This window comes from Nitratireductor aquimarinus, from assembly GCF_017255295.1.
Lineage (GTDB): Bacteria > Pseudomonadota > Alphaproteobacteria > Rhizobiales > Rhizobiaceae > Nitratireductor > Nitratireductor aquimarinus.
In genome coordinates this window covers 41,662-55,899 of record NZ_JAFKDE010000010.1, presented here as the reverse complement: position 1 = coordinate 55,899, position 14,238 = coordinate 41,662, and the positions used below count along the sequence as shown (strand labels likewise).

At 62.3% G+C, this 14,238-nt stretch carries 14 protein-coding genes; 10 read left to right on the top strand and 4 right to left on the bottom strand.

Annotated features, from left to right (window positions below):
* Window positions 1–12 precede the first annotated feature (12 nt).
* The 6 genes from JYP46_RS17490 to JYP46_RS17465 all read left to right on the top strand — a co-directional run bounded on the left by JYP46_RS17490 (window position 13) and on the right by JYP46_RS17465 (window position 5,927).
* Window positions 13–630, top strand: a complete 618-nt coding sequence (locus JYP46_RS17490; RefSeq protein WP_224873593.1) for an exopolysaccharide biosynthesis protein — start codon at window positions 13–15, stop codon at window positions 628–630.
* A gap of 159 nt (window positions 631–789) precedes the next feature.
* On the top strand, window positions 790–1,092 hold the full coding sequence (locus JYP46_RS17485; RefSeq protein WP_206543824.1) for a virulence factor: 303 nt from the start codon (window positions 790–792) through the stop codon (window positions 1,090–1,092).
* Entirely contained in the window at window positions 1,079–1,678 is a 600-nt protein-coding gene (locus tag JYP46_RS17480) for a methylenetetrahydrofolate reductase C-terminal domain-containing protein (protein ID WP_206548834.1), read from the top strand. The genes JYP46_RS17485 and JYP46_RS17480 overlap by 14 nt, the downstream gene beginning before the upstream one ends.
* Complete coding sequence (locus JYP46_RS17475; RefSeq protein WP_206548833.1) at window positions 1,675–2,793, top strand: methylenetetrahydrofolate reductase; 1,119 nt, start codon at window positions 1,675–1,677, stop codon at window positions 2,791–2,793. Before JYP46_RS17480 ends, JYP46_RS17475 begins: the two co-directional genes overlap by 4 nt.
* Window positions 2,794–2,846: 53 nt before the next feature.
* Window positions 2,847–3,800 carry a methyltetrahydrofolate cobalamin methyltransferase gene (locus tag JYP46_RS17470; RefSeq protein WP_206548832.1) on the top strand — a complete coding sequence of 318 codons (954 nt, stop codon included), beginning with the start codon at window positions 2,847–2,849 and terminating at the stop codon, window positions 3,798–3,800.
* Window positions 3,801–3,872: 72 nt separating this feature from the next.
* Entirely contained in the window at window positions 3,873–5,927 is a 2,055-nt protein-coding gene (locus tag JYP46_RS17465) for an ASKHA domain-containing protein (protein WP_206548831.1), read from the top strand.
* Window positions 5,928–5,930: 3 nt separating this feature from the next.
* Here the strand turns inward: JYP46_RS17465 and ligD are convergent, their stop codons facing one another.
* On the bottom strand, window positions 5,931–6,836 hold the full coding sequence (ligD, locus tag JYP46_RS17460; RefSeq protein ID WP_206548830.1) for a non-homologous end-joining DNA ligase: 906 nt from the start codon (window positions 6,834–6,836) through the stop codon (window positions 5,931–5,933).
* Between the two features lie 20 nt (window positions 6,837–6,856).
* Entirely contained in the window at window positions 6,857–7,756 is a 900-nt protein-coding gene (locus JYP46_RS17455; protein ID WP_206543830.1) for a LysR substrate-binding domain-containing protein, read from the bottom strand.
* Window positions 7,757–7,884: 128 nt separating this feature from the next.
* Here JYP46_RS17455 and JYP46_RS17450 point away from each other — a divergent pair, with 128 nt between their 5' ends.
* From JYP46_RS17450 to JYP46_RS17435, 4 genes are all read left to right on the top strand, one after another.
* The gene (locus JYP46_RS17450) at window positions 7,885–8,067 is read left to right on the top strand and encodes a hypothetical protein (protein WP_206543831.1); all 183 of its coding nucleotides are present in this window, start codon (window positions 7,885–7,887) and stop codon (window positions 8,065–8,067) included.
* Window positions 8,068–8,523: 456 nt separating this feature from the next.
* Window positions 8,524–8,664 carry a hypothetical protein gene (locus JYP46_RS17445; RefSeq protein ID WP_206543832.1) on the top strand — a complete coding sequence of 47 codons (141 nt, stop codon included), beginning with the start codon at window positions 8,524–8,526 and terminating at the stop codon, window positions 8,662–8,664.
* 227 nt (window positions 8,665–8,891) lie between these two features.
* Window positions 8,892–9,890 (top strand): GlxA family transcriptional regulator, encoded by a 999-nt coding sequence (locus tag JYP46_RS17440; RefSeq protein ID WP_206548829.1) that lies wholly within the window; start codon window positions 8,892–8,894, stop codon window positions 9,888–9,890.
* 77 nt (window positions 9,891–9,967) lie between these two features.
* A complete protein-coding gene (locus JYP46_RS17435; protein WP_206548828.1) occupies window positions 9,968–10,453 on the top strand; it encodes an SRPBCC family protein in 486 nt (161 codons plus the stop codon).
* A 6-nt stretch (window positions 10,454–10,459) separates the two neighbouring features.
* Here the strand turns inward: JYP46_RS17435 and JYP46_RS17430 are convergent, their stop codons facing one another.
* Window positions 10,460–11,302, bottom strand: a complete 843-nt coding sequence (locus JYP46_RS17430; RefSeq protein ID WP_206548827.1) for a DUF1194 domain-containing protein — start codon at window positions 11,300–11,302, stop codon at window positions 10,460–10,462.
* 226 nt (window positions 11,303–11,528) lie between these two features.
* Window positions 11,529–14,048 (bottom strand): GcvT family protein, encoded by a 2,520-nt coding sequence (locus JYP46_RS17425; RefSeq protein WP_206548826.1) that lies wholly within the window; start codon window positions 14,046–14,048, stop codon window positions 11,529–11,531.
* Window positions 14,049–14,238: the final 190 nt, after the last annotated feature.

Sequence of the window (14,238 nt, the reverse complement as noted above, 5' to 3'; positions counted from 1 at the left end):
GACTTGGACACGGTGTTGGGCGCACCGCCCGCTGAGCTGCCGCCGCGCCGGCTGTCGCGCATTTTCCGCGACCTGGCAAAACGTGCAGAAGACAAGGTTTCCATCGGCGAAATCCGCCAGGCGCTCGGCGATCGCAGCTTTGCGACGCTTTTCGTGTTCTTCGCCTGCCTCAATCTCCTGCCCTTTCCGCCCGGCAGCACGGTGATCCTGGGACCGCCGCTGGTGCTGATTGCGATCCAGATGGTGATGGGCAACCGTACCGTCTGGCTGCCCAACTTCCTGCTCAACAAATCCATCGGGGCCGACAAGTTTCGCCATATGAGCGAGCGCTTCATTCCCCGGCTGATCCTCGTCGAACGGCTGATCAAGCCGCGTTACTGGCCGTTTGCACGGGACCATGCAGACCGGGTCATAGGCCTCATTGCGCTGGTTCTCTCGATTGCGGTGACGCTGCCGATCCCGCTCGGCAACTGGTTCCCGGCCTTTTCCTGCGTGCTGGTGGGCCTCGCGCTTTCGGAGCGTGACGGCATCCTTCTCAGCATCGCCATCACATGCGGCGTGCTTTCGCTTCTGGTGATTGCCGGCGTCGTGGTCGGCGCCAGCATGATGGCCGGCGCCGTGATGCACTAGATCGCCCTTGTGCGTCCCACAGGACGCACAAGGGACGATCCGGACTATTGCCGTTCCACCTTCTTCCACGTCGCATTTGAATGCGCGCGCGTCGCCCGCCAGCAAGCGGGCGCGCAATGCATTCGGCAATGCTGAAAACGGAGGAAGGAACAAGCGCTTATGGCCAATCTGATCGTGGTATACTGGCGTGATATCCCCGCGCAGGTGATCGTCCGGAAAGGACGGCAGAACGCCAGGCGCGAACTGCCGCTGCGTTTTACCGAGGCGATAGACATGTGCGCCATGCGGGTGGGCGCGCGCGACAGCGACGCCTATCTGGCCGAGTGGCGGCGCGGCGATCCGGTTTCCGTCAGCGACGATCTGGAGGCGGAAGCCGACAGAGCACTCGAAACCATCGAGCGTGATTATGACAGGGCGCGCCTCGTGGCGCTCGTCAAGGCAGGCGGTCATGACGGGAAATGACAGCACAAAAACGACCACGGTAACCCAGGCGACGCTGGTGAAGAAAACCCGCGAGCGGCTTGCCTACCGGCCGGCTGACGTGTCGCCGCTGCGGCGCGTGCAACGACGCTACACGATGCGGCGCTGGTCGGTTCGGCATGCGCGGTTTCTCGAATGGGTCTATGCGCGCTTCTCCAGCCTGTTTCTGGCGCTGCATCCGTTCTGGAACGCCGTCGGCTATGCACGGGCTGAAAAGCCGGTGAAATTTGTTGAACGGCAGGTGAAGGGCCTGATGTTCGACTGCCGCATGTGCGGCCAGTGCATCCTTTCCTCCACCGGCATGTCGTGCCCGATGAACTGCCCGAAACAGTTGCGCAACGGCCCCTGCGGGGGCGTGCGGGCCAATGGGCACTGCGAGGTGGAGCCGGACATGCCCTGCGTGTGGGTGAAGGCCTGGGAAGGCGCGCAGGCAATGCGGAATGGCGATGCGATCCTCGACGTACAGAAGCCTGTGGATCAGTCACTGCGGGAGAGCTCGGCCTGGCTGCGGGTGACGGCGCGGGCCGCACAGGAACGCGAAAATGCAGCCGGGAGCAGTGCCGCATGAGCCCGCGCCCGCCGCAGATCGATGAGAACCCCGAAGGCGTCGACCTGCCGCTGGAGCCCCTGCCCGGCCACGCCTCGCGCGGGCGGCTGGAACGCGTTCTGCGGCGCGGCGAATTTGCGGTGACAGCAGAGCTGAACCCGCCCGACAGCGCCAATGCGCAGGATGTCTATGAGCGGGCGGCGATCTTCGACGGCTGGGTGGACGGCATCAACGCAGTGGATGCATCGGGCGCGAACTGCCACATGTCGTCCATGGGCATCTGCGCGCTGCTGACGCGCATGGGCTACGCCACCATCATGCAGATCGCCTGCCGCGACCGGAACCGCATCGCCATTCAGGGCGACGTGCTGGGGGCCGCGGCCATGGGCGTGAGCAACATCATGTGCCTTACGGGCGATGGCGTGCAGGCCGGCGATCAGCCGGGCGCAAAACCCGTGTTCGACCTCGACTGCATGTCGCTTCTGGAGACCGTTCGGACCATGCGCGACGAGGAGAAATTCCTGTCGGGCCGCAGGCTCACCACGCCGCCGGCGGTGTTTCTCGGCGCGGCGATCAATCCGTTCGCCCCGCCCTGTGACTTTCGCCCCCAGCGGCTCGCCAAGAAGATCGCCGCCGGCGCGCAGTTTGTGCAGAGCCAGTATTGCTACGATGTGCCGATGCTGAGGGAATACATGAAGCGCGTGCGCGACATGGGGCTTGATGAAAAATGCTTCATCCTTGTGGGTGTCGGCCCGCTCGCATCGGCAAAGACGGCACGCTGGATCCGCACCAATGTGCCGGGCGTGCACATTCCCGACGCCGTGATCGCGCGGCTTGAAGGGGCCGAAAACCAAAAAGAGGAAGGCAAGCGCCTGTGCATCGACATCATCAATGAGGTGAAGGAGATCGAAGGCGTTTCCGGCGTTCATGTCATGGCCTACCGGCAGGAGGAGTTCGTGGCCGAGATCGTGCATGATTCAGGCGTTCTGAAGGGCCGCAGGCCATGGAAGCGCGAACCCGGTCTGGACGATGCGCTGGTCGCCGAAAGGCTCGACCATATTCTGCATGACAACCCAAGCGAACGACCCGTGGAGATGGTGAAAGACGCCAGCGAAACGAGTGTCGATACGAATTGAGATCATCGATCAGCGACATGAAGCGCGTTTCATGTCTCCCAGGAGGACAGTGAATGACCCGAACCATCGTCGCCTCTGCCACAAAGGAAGTCGTGATCGGCTTCGACCAGCCCTTTTGCGTGATCGGCGAGCGCATCAACCCGACCGGGCGCAAGAAGCTCGCCGCAGAGATGGTCGCAGGCAATTTCGAGACGGTGAAGAATGATGCGCTGGCGCAAGTTGCGGCCGGTGCAACCATGCTGGACGTGAATGCCGGTGTGACGGCGGTCGATCCCAACGCCACCGAACCCGGCCTTCTGGTGCAAACCCTGGAGATCGTGCAGGAGCTGGTGGACGTGCCGCTCTCCATCGACTCTTCCGTTTCCGCCGCCATCGAGGCCGGGTTGAAGGCTGCCAGGGGGCGTCCGCTGGTGAATTCGGTGACCGGCGAAGAAGAGAAGCTGGAAGCCATCCTGCCGCTGATCAAGAAGTACGATGTGCCGGTGGTCGCCATTTCCAATGACGAAACCGGCATTTCGGAAGATCCCGATGTGCGCTTCGAAGTGGCGAAGAAGATCGTCCAGCGCGCCGCCGATTTCGGCATTCCCGCGCATGACATCGTGGTCGATCCGCTGGTGATGCCGATCGGCGCCATGGGCACGGCCGGCCAGCAGGTGTTCCGGCTGCTCAGGCGGCTGCGCGAGGAATTGAAGGTGAACACCACCTGCGGGCTTTCCAACATCTCGTTCGGACTGCCGCACAGGCACGGCATCAATGCCGGTTTCATTCCGATGGTGATCGGGGCCGGCATGACGAGCGCCATCATGAACCCCTGCCGCCCGCAGGAAATGGAGATGGTGCGCGCGGCCAATGTGCTGAACGGCACGGACCCCAACTGCTCCCGCTGGATCATGACCTATCGCGACCATCAGCCAGCCGCGGCTGGAGCAGCGCCCCCCGCTGCAGCACCTGCCTCGGGCAGCGGGCGGCGGCGCGGCGGACGCGATGCGCGCCGCGCGCGGGAGTAAGATAACCTTGGACATACCGACATGCATAAGGGCATCGGACATGATACAGGCTCCCGGCATGCGGGGATGGCCATGAGCGACGACCCGCTCGTGCTCTTCATGCCGTCGGGCAAGCGCGGGCGCTTTCCCAAAGGCACGACAATTCTGGACGCGGCGCGACAGCTTGGCGTCTATGTGGAGAGCGTGTGCGGCGGGCGGGCGACCTGCGGGCGATGCCAGATCGAGGTTCAGGAAGGCCAATTCGCAAAGCACAGGATCACGTCCTCCGAGGAGCACATCTCGAAGGTTGGCCCGCGCGAGGCGCGCTATGCGGAGAAACGCGCCATGCCGGCGGGACGCCGCCTCTCCTGTTCGGCAACAGTCGAGGGCGATCTCGTCATCGACGTGCCGCAGGATGCCGTCATCAATGCGCAGGTGGTGCGCAAGGACGCCGACACCCGCATCATCGAGCGTCGCCCGGCGATGCACCTTTGTTATGTCGAGGTGGAAGAACCCGACATGCACCGACCGCTCGGAGACCTCGACCGGCTGAAGGCAGCGCTCCAGAAGGACTGGGGCTTTGGGCGCATGGAAGTGGATGCACACCTGCTGGCGCAGGTTCAGGGCATACTGCGCGCCGGCCAGTGGGCGGTCACCGCAGCCGTGCATCAGGATGCCGAAGACGACATTCCAAGGCTGGTGGCTCTGTGGCCGGGACTGAAGAACGAAGCCTATGGGCTTGCCTGCGACATCGGCTCCACGACCATCGCCATGCATCTCGTCTCGCTTCTGTCGGGCCGCGTGGTGGCGTCTGCCGGAGCGTCGAACCCGCAGATCCGGTTTGGCGAAGACCTGATGAGCCGGGTTTCCTATGTGATGATGAACCCGGACGGGCGCGAGGCCATGACGCGCGCCGTGCGGCAGGAAATCTCGAAACTGGTGCAGAAAGTGGCGGACGATGGCGGCATCGAACGGCATGACATTCTCGATGCGGTGTTCGTCGCCAACCCCATCATGCACCACCTGTTTCTGGGGATCGACCCGACGGAGCTGGGCGGCGCGCCCTTCGCGCTGGCCGTGTCGGGCGCGGTGAAGCTCAAGGCCGACGATCTCAGGCTGAAGCTCAACCCCGGTGCGCGAACCTATCTCCTGCCCTGCATCGCCGGCCATGTGGGCGCGGACGCTTCTGCCGTGACGCTGGCAGAAGGTCCGCACCGGCAGGACGAGATGATGCTGATTGTCGATGTGGGCACCAATGCGGAGATCGTGCTTGGCAACCGGGCGCGCGTGGTGGCTGCCTCCTCGCCGACAGGCCCTGCCTTCGAGGGCGCCGAGATTTCCGCCGGCCAGCGCGCCGCCCCCGGCGCCATCGAGCGGGTGCGCATCGACCGCGAAACACTCGCTCCGCGCTATCGCGTGATCGGCTGCGATCTCTGGTCGGACGAGCCCGGCTTTGCCGAAGCGCTGGGCGAAACCGGCGTGACCGGCATTTGCGGTTCGGGCATCATCGAGGTGATTGCGGAGATGTATCTGAGCGGCATCATCTCGGAAGATGGCGTGGTGAACGGAGCACTGGCAGAGACGAACCCGCGCATCATCGCCGAGGGACGCACCTTCTCCTACGTTCTGAAGGAGAGCGGCCCGCGCCTGACCGTGACCCAGAACGATGTGCGGGCGATCCAGCTCGCCAAGGCCGCACTCTATGCAGGCATCAGGCTTTTGATGGAAAAGCAGGCGGTGGCGACGGTGGACACGATCCGTTTCGCCGGCGCATTCGGCTCCTTCATCGATCCGCTTTACGCCATGGTGCTGGGGCTCATTCCCGATTGCGATCCCGACCGGGTTTCAGCGGTGGGCAATGCTGCGGGCACCGGCGCGCGCATGGCGCTTTTGAACCGCGACCACCGGCGCGAAATCGAGGAGACGGTGCAGCGCATCGAAAAGATCGAGACGGCGCTGGAGCCGAAGTTCCAGGAGCATTTCGTGCACGCCATGGCGCTGCCCAACAAGATCGACGCCTTTCCCAGGCTGGCCGAACGGGTGACTCTGCCGCCACGACAGCTGGCGGATGCGCAAAACGGCGATGGCGAAGCGCGCCCGCGCAGACGCTCACGCGAAGAACGCGCGGCGCGGCGGCGGCGCGACTGAGTATCAGCCGGCGTCAACCGCGCTGAGCATGTCCGCAGTGATGGACTGACGCCAGCGGGCGCTTTCAGCCCAGGGATCAGGCCCGGAGAGGCGTTCTGCCATGTCGGCAAGCGTAAAGGCGTTTGCGGCTTCGATGCTTTTCAGTTCCGCCCATGAAACGGGCGTCGCCACCGGCGCGCCGGGTCTGGCCCTTGTCGAATAGGGTGCGATGGCGGTTGCGGCGCGCTCATTGCGCAGCCAGTCGACAAAGACCCGCCCTGTCCGTTTCTCTTTGGAGGCTTCCGCCAGAAAGCGATCCGGCTCGTCCTTTGACAGTTTGCGCGCGACGCCACGTGCAAAGGCCTTCACATCGGGCCATTCGCGCCGGCGCTCCAGCGGCGCGACCACGTGAATGCCCTTGCCGCCGGTCAGGAGCGGCTGACTTTCAAGGCCGAGATCGGAAAGCCGCGTGCGCACGGCGAAGGCGGCGCTGCGAACGGCAGCGAAATCCAGTTCCTCATCCGGGTCGAGATCGAAAACCAGCCGGTCCGGCGCGTCGAGACGGTCGATGCGCGATCCCCAGATATGGAACTCCAGCGTGTTCATCTGCACGGCGGCGATGATTCCGGCGAGATCGTCAATGTGGAGATAGTCGTCGCGCTCGCCGCTCTTCTCGGTGATCTCCATGCGCCCGACCGCTTCGGGAAAGCCCTTGCCGCCATGGCGCTGGAAAAAACAGGGGCTGCCCTGCCCGTCCGGGCAGCGCACGAGGCTGACGAGGCGCTTTTCAACATGCGGGAGCATGCGTCCTGCGACACGTTCATAATGGCGCGCCAGATCCAGCTTGCTGATGCCGGCCTCACCAAACAGCGCCTTGTCGGGGCTGGAGAGCGCAATGCCGGCAAGCTGCGGCCGATCATCCGAACGCATCGTATATGGCCTCCCCGTGTTCAGGCCCGATTGTCCTCCACGAAGGCATCGAAGGTGGAGCGGATGTGGTCGGCTGCGGCCTTTACCGGCGCGGAAGCGTCGGGCGCGACGACCATGCCGATGTGATAATTGCCAAGTTTCGGCAGCCCGTCCTTGACGCCCAGTTCCACCAGATCTCCGTGCAGGAAGGATTTGGGAAGCGGCGCGATGGCGAGATCGGAAAGGATGGCGGCGCGCTGGCCTGCCGTATGGGCGCTCATATAGGCGATGCGATAATCGCGGCCGTCTTTTTCCATGGCCTTCAGCGCGCCGGCGCGCCAGGCGCAACCCTCTTCCCAGATGGAGAGCGGCAAGGGTTCGCGCAGATGGGCGCTTCCGCCCTTTGCGCCGGCCCAGACGATGGGCTCGGTGTAGACGATCTGCACGCCGTTTTCAGCGGAGTCGTCCGTGCATGTGAGAAGGGTGAGATCAAGTTGCCGGTTGGCCATGCGCTTGCGCAGATTGAAGCTCTGGTCGATGACCACGTCGACGGCAATGGCAGGATGGGTTTCTGCAAAACGTTTCAGAACGTTTGGCAGGATGCGTTCGCCGTAATCGTCCGGCGATCCTAATCGTACGATGCCGCTGATGTCGGGCATGACGAATTTCGAGACGGCTTCACGGTTTAACGCCAGGAGCCTTCTGGCGTAGCTTAATAATAACTCGCCGTCGGAGGTGAGCGATACCGAACGCGCGTCACGCACGAAGACCGAGCGCCCGAGCATCTCCTCAAGCTTCTTGATCTGCATCGAAACCGCCGATGGCGTGCGGAAGACGGCGTTGGACGCCGCAGTGAAACTGCCCGTTTCCGCAATCGCGACGAAGGTTCGCAGAACGTCCAGCTCCAATAAGGGAACGGGATGATTGACGGGAGCGTTCATGGCGTTCTCCATTCAATAACTTTGAACGAAAGCATCATTCGATTGTGTTTGATTGAACATCAACCTTGCGGCATAGTCAACAGCGTCAGGCAACGACGAGAGGCGAAAGCCAACCAAAGGAGAAGACGATGTCTGTTTTCACACGCGTCAATCATTTTGTCCGTCACTACCGCACAGCCCTCAACCGCCGCCGCACCGAGCGTCTGATCGGCACATTGCCGGCAGAGATCCGCAAGGATATCGGCTGGCCCAGCCAGTATACGGGCCTTCAATCGGATGGTCAGGACAACCGCGGCATCTCGCGGCTCTGAACAACGGGGCATCAAACAGGAGTGCGTTCAATGATATCGCTGGGAAAAGCCCTCAAAGCGGTGCGTGATTTCGCGATTGAATTCGACGCAATGACGCATCATGCAAAATACGGCCTCCGTCCAACGGAGAAGAAGAACGCGTCGTCGACCAGACACGCGGACTGAGATGGCCAAATCCGCCACGCGCTTAGTTGCACCCGCAGCCAGACCATCCCTGCATTGAAAGACCCCGGCCAAACCACCGGGGTCTTTTTTGTCTCCGGTGGCGCTGAAAACACCACGATTTCGCCGGAAATGTCGTTTTCCCGGCGGAGCGCTTCGCATTTCCCATGCAACAGCGCCCGCGCAGCGGTTAGTTTTCCGCCATCCAACGAGCGACCCCATTCCATCACGCATGGAAGGCGCCCGGTGAGAGCCGACTGTCCTTTCGATATTGCTGTTTCCATGGAGCGCAGGATGAAGCTTTTCGCACGCATTTTCCGCCGCAGGCGGGTTTCCAATCCGAACACGGTTTTCGCACGCCAGCGGCTTGGCAGGACCATGCCCGGCGAAACCGGCGCGCTGGCCGGCGCGCGTTTCGGATTTCTGGTGAACTGAGTTCTCCGGCCCGGTTACCCCATCCGTCTCAGAGCCACCGTCCGACACGCGGAACGGTGGCTTTTTCGTTCTACCGTTTAAGAATTCGCCACGAAACAGTTGGGTTGGGCGTACATAAAGCTGGGACTGCCCGCGCCTGCCGCATTGACAGAAAACCCTTTTCCTGATGACGCTTTGACGACAGCAGCATGATGAGGAGAGAGCATCATGCGCGATCGGGAGGCAATATGGCGGAAGAGCATAGCTGCAAGCGGTCCATCGTTTTCTTTCTGATCCCCGACTTCACCATGATGGCGTTTGCCGCGGCGCTTGAGCCGTTGCGCGCCGCCAACCGCATGGCCGGCTATGAGGCCTATCAATGGCGGCTGGCGAGTGCAGATGGCCTGCCGGTGCGCGCATCGAACGGTGTTGAAGTGGCCGTCAGCTCATCATTGGCCGATGAACGGCGGATGATGACCGGCCATGAACGCCCCTCGATGGTGATCGTGTGCAGCGGCCTCAATGTCGAGGATTACAGCGACAAGACCGTGTTTGCCTGGCTGCGCGAGGAATACAATCGCGGTGTGACCCTAGGCGGGCTTTGCACGGCCGCCCATGTGCTCGCCAGCGCCGGCCTTCTGACCGACAGGCGCTGCGCGATCCATTGGGAAAACCTGCCGGGCTTTGCAGAAAAGTTCCCGCGCGCCAATGTCTATGCGGATCTGTTCGAGACCGAAGCGAACATCTACACCTGCGCCGGCGGCACCGCCGCCATGGACATGATGCTCAAGCTGATCGGCGAGGATTTTGACGAAAACCTGATCAACCGCGTCTGCGAGCAGTTACTTACCGACCGGGTGCGCAGCCCCTCCGACCGCCAGCGCCTGCCGCTGAGAGCCCGGCTCGGCGTTCAGAACTCGAAGGTTCTGACCATTATCGAACTGATGGAGGCCAATCTCTCCGAGCCGCTTTCGCTGGTGCAGGTGGCGGAGACTGTCGGGCTTTCCCGCCGCCAGATCGAGCGGCTTTTCCGGCAGGAGATGGGACGCTCCCCGGCGCGCTATTATCTCGAAATCCGGCTCGACCGCGCGCGGCATCTCCTCATCCAGTCTTCCCTGCCGGTGGTGGAGGTGGCGGTCGCCTGCGGCTTCGTCTCGGCATCGCATTTCTCCAAATGCTACCGCGAACTCTACGCGCGCTCGCCGCAGCAGGAGCGCGCCGACCGAAAGCAGCTTCTGGTCGCCTGAGCGAAAAAATCCGCCGGGCGTGTCGGATCGGGCCGCTCTCATTCGTTTCTCGAACATCAGAAGCAGGAGACACAGCGATGACCGAGACAATCGACGTAAAGCCCGAAACCGAACATGAACTGGTGCTGGCGCGCATCATCGCAGCGCCGCGCGAAAAGATTTTCCGCGCCTGGACCGATCCGGAAATCCTGAAACAATGGTTCGTGCCGAAACCATGGACCATTGCCAGGGCCGAGCTCGATGTGCGCCCCGGCGGCAAATCGCTGATCGTGATGCGCGATCCGGAGGGAAACGAATATCCCAATCCCGGCGTCTTTCTTGAGGTGGTGGAGAGCGAGAAGATCGTAACCACCGACGCCTACACCGATGCGTGGATGCCTGCGGCCAAACCCTTCATGACCATGATCCTGACGCTTGAAGATGCGGGCGAAGGAAAGACCCGCTACATTGCCCGCGCCCTCCACTGGTCTGCCGAAGACGTCGCAGCGCATGAGAAGATGGGGTTTCACGAAGGCTGGGGCCAATGTGCAGAACAGCTGGAAGAGGTCGCCGCAAGACTCTGAATCGACTCACGGATCGGTCCACATCCAGGAGCGGTCCTGCCACATCTTTTCGCCGATCAGGCAATCATAGATGTCGTGATAGCGGGCGCGGATCACCGGTGGGCGCTCGCCGGGCGCACCGGCCAGCTCCAGAACCAGCTTTCGCCTGATCGCCTCTGGAAACTGCGCCCATTCATTGACCGGCACCACAAAAGCACCCGGCCCGCCAATCACGCATTCGCGGTAATAGGTGTCCAGATCCTCGACATCGAAACGGGTGGTGAGCCCGCCATTTGTCATGAGCGGCAGGCCATTGATGGTTATGCCGAGCGCCACCAGCCGGTCGCGGGCCGGAACGACCGGGCCGCCCTGATTGTTGGGGCCGTCGCCGGAAATGTCGACCACGCGCCGCAGGCTGCGAAAACCGCTTTCGGCCAGAAGATCGCCGGCGAAATCGAGCGCACCTGAAATCGAGGTGCGCCGCGCGCTGCCGGGCGGATTGGACGAGAGACGGGCAGCGAAGCCGGCCGCGTCTTCGACGGAAGCGATGCGGGTCCAGGGCACGACAACCCGCTGCGAGTAGTTGCCCGCCCATTCGAAATAGGTGACGGCGATCTTGCCGTGCAGACCGCTCAAAATGGCCTTGATGACGTCTTCATGGGTCATGGCCTCGGCATAGCCGCGCCGCTGGATCTCCAGCTCGCCCGCCGACATGGAAAGGGAGACATCCACGGCGAGGACGAGCTGGACATCGACGGCCTCCTGCGCATCTGCGGGCCGGTTGCCCGCAAGAAGAGCACAAGAGAGCGCCAGGAGAGCGGCCAGAAAACCGCCATTCGTGAAGCGCCGGGGCTTTGACGAAATGGACATGCCCCAGTTTAAACCATGCACAGGGCATCAAAAATCAGGCAATTGGGCGTAGTCGCCTAACAACTCGGCTGGATCGCCGTGCGTCCATTTGGACGCACAAGGAATGATCTACATCATTGAAGGAGCATCCGTGTAACCGAAAACCGGATTCCACTTTTCGGTCTGACGGCCCGAAACCGGCGCGTAGAAGAAAGCGCGCTGATGACGCGCTTTCTTCCAGATTTATTCAACCATCGGTTCGCAAGGCTGCATTCTCCGGGTCGAACGGACTTTCGCTGATCACCCGGGCGGGATGCAGATCACCGAGGATTTTGATCTCCAGTTCCGTGCCCTCGGCCGCATGCTCGGGGCGCACCATGGCGAGCGCCAGGCTTTTTCCCACACGCCAGCCATAGCCGCCATGGGTGGCGCGGCCCACCAGTTCACCGGCCCTGTAGATCGCCTCATTGCCGCGCGCATCGGCATCGCGCACGCCGCCGATTTCCAGCGTGACATAGTTCCAGCCAAGCCCCGCATCGCGCTGCTTGAGCAGAGCCTCACGGCCAATGAATTCGCCCTTGTCCGGGTGGACGAAACGGTCGAGCCCGCTTTCCCACGCCGTGTATTCGATGGAGAGTTCGCGCGGGATCAGGCGATAACTCTTCTCGATGGCCATGGAGGTCATGGCGCGGATGCCGAAGGGGCGAATGCCGAACTCCGCACCGGCCTCCATGATGAGATCGAAGATAAGGTTCTGCTGCTCGATGGGATGGTGCAGTTCCCAGCCGAGCTCGCCGACGAAATTCACGCGCAGCGCATGGGCGCTCGCCCGGCCAATGGAGACCGGCTTTCCCGAAAGCCACGGGAAGTCCGCATTGGAAAGCCCGGTGCGGGTGAGCTTTGCCAGAACATCGCGGCTTCTCGGGCCGGCAAGAACGAAGACGCCATATTGCTGCGTGATGGGTTGCAGGACGACCGAGCCATCGTCAGGCAGAAGCCTGAACAGCACGTCGTGGTCATGCGCCTCGTAAGCACCGGCGGAGACCAGATAGAAACGGCCGGGCTTCCACTCATAAACGGTGAACTCGGACCGCACGCCGCCATTCTTCGTCAAGAGATGGCAGAGCGCCACACGGCCACGCTTCTTTGGAATACGGTTGGCAAAAATACTGTCGAGCCAGGCCCTTGCGCCCGATCCCGAAACCTCGATCTTGGCGAAGGCCGACATATCGAGCAGGCCGACATTCTCGTGAACGTTTTTCACTTCACTGCCGACATGCTCGAAATAGTTGGAGCGGCGGAAGGACCATTTCTCCACCACGCGGCCATCTTCAAGCGCCGGCGCATGATTGTGTTTGAGAAGCACATCCGCACCGACGCCAAGGTCGTTTTCGGGCACTTCATAGCCCTCGGGCGCGAACCAGTTGGGCCGCTCCCAGCCATAGACGGAACCGAACACGGCTCCCAGCGCCTTCATCCGGTCATAGCTCGGCGTGGTCTTGAGCGGACGCGCCGCCGAACGCTCCTCGTCGGGATAGTGAACGGTGAAGACATTGGCATAGGCCTCCTCGTTTTTCTCGCGCAGATAGCCCTCGGTGGCATAGGGGCCGAAACGGCGCGGGTCGACGCCCATCATGTCGATGGAGGGTTCGCCCTCGACGATCCATTCGGCAAGCTGCCAGCCTGCACCGCCAGCCGCCGTGACGCCGAAGGAATGGCCCTCATTCAGCCAGAAATTCTTGAGCCCCGGCGCGGGGCCGATGATGGGGGAGCCGTCGGGCGTATAGGCGATGGCGCCATTGTAGATCTTCTTGATGCCCACCTCGCCGAAGGCCGGAACACGCTCGATCGCCGTTTCCACATAGGGCATGAGGCGTTCGAGATCTTCCTGAAACAGCTCGTATTCGCTGTCGTCGGTCGGGCCGTCCACATAGCAGCAGGGCGCACCGACTTCGTAAGGCCCAAGCAGGAGGCCGCCATTCTCCTCGCGCATGTACCAGGAGGAATCGCTCTCGCGCAGGACGCCCATTTCCGGCAGGCCTTCCTTTTTGCGCGCGACAATGGCCGGATGCGGTTCGGTGACGATGTATTGGTGCTCGACCGGGATCACCGGCACGTCTAGCCCGACCATGGCCCCGGTCCTGCGGGCAAAATTGCCGGTGCAGGAGATAACGTGTTCGCAGGCAATCTCGCCCTTGTCGGTGGTCACGGTCCATGTCCCGTCATCGCCCTGCGCAATCGCCGTGACGGCGGTGTTGCGATAGATGGTTGCGCCGAGATCCCGCGCGCCCTTGGCGAGCGCCTGCGTCAGATCGGCAGGCTGGATATAGCCATCGTCAGGATGCTGGATCGCGCCAAGGAGCCCGTCGGTCTCGCAAAGCGGCCAGATCTCCTTCACCTGTTCGGGCGTCAGAATGTTGACCGGAATGCCGATGGTCTCGGCAATGCCGGCATAATACATGTACTCGTCCCAGCGATCCTTCGTGCGCGCCAGACGAATGTTGGAGCATTGGGTGAAACCGACATTCATGCCGGTTTCCTCCTGAAGCTCCTGATAGAATTTCACCGAGTATTTGTGGATCTGGCCAACCGAATAGCTCATGTTGAACAGCGGCAGCAGACCGGCGGCATGCCAGGTGGAACCGGAAGTGAGCTCCTTGCGCTCGACCAGAACGACATCCGACCAGCCCTTTTTGGCAAGATGATAGAGCGTGGACACGCCCACCACGCCACCGCCGATGACAACCGCCCGCGCCTTCGTCTTCATGGTCTCTCACTCCCTCGATCGCACTCCGGCCAACCGCGCAGGCAGGCTGGATGACACCCATGATCCGAAACGATCCTAGTCCGCCAAAGTCTTTGCCTCTTTGCCTGAATGCGACATTGCCGAAACGGCGCGCGCCATTAAGCAAAAGCGCCAATCAGACTGCCTGATTAACTTCTTCTGACCACCTCTT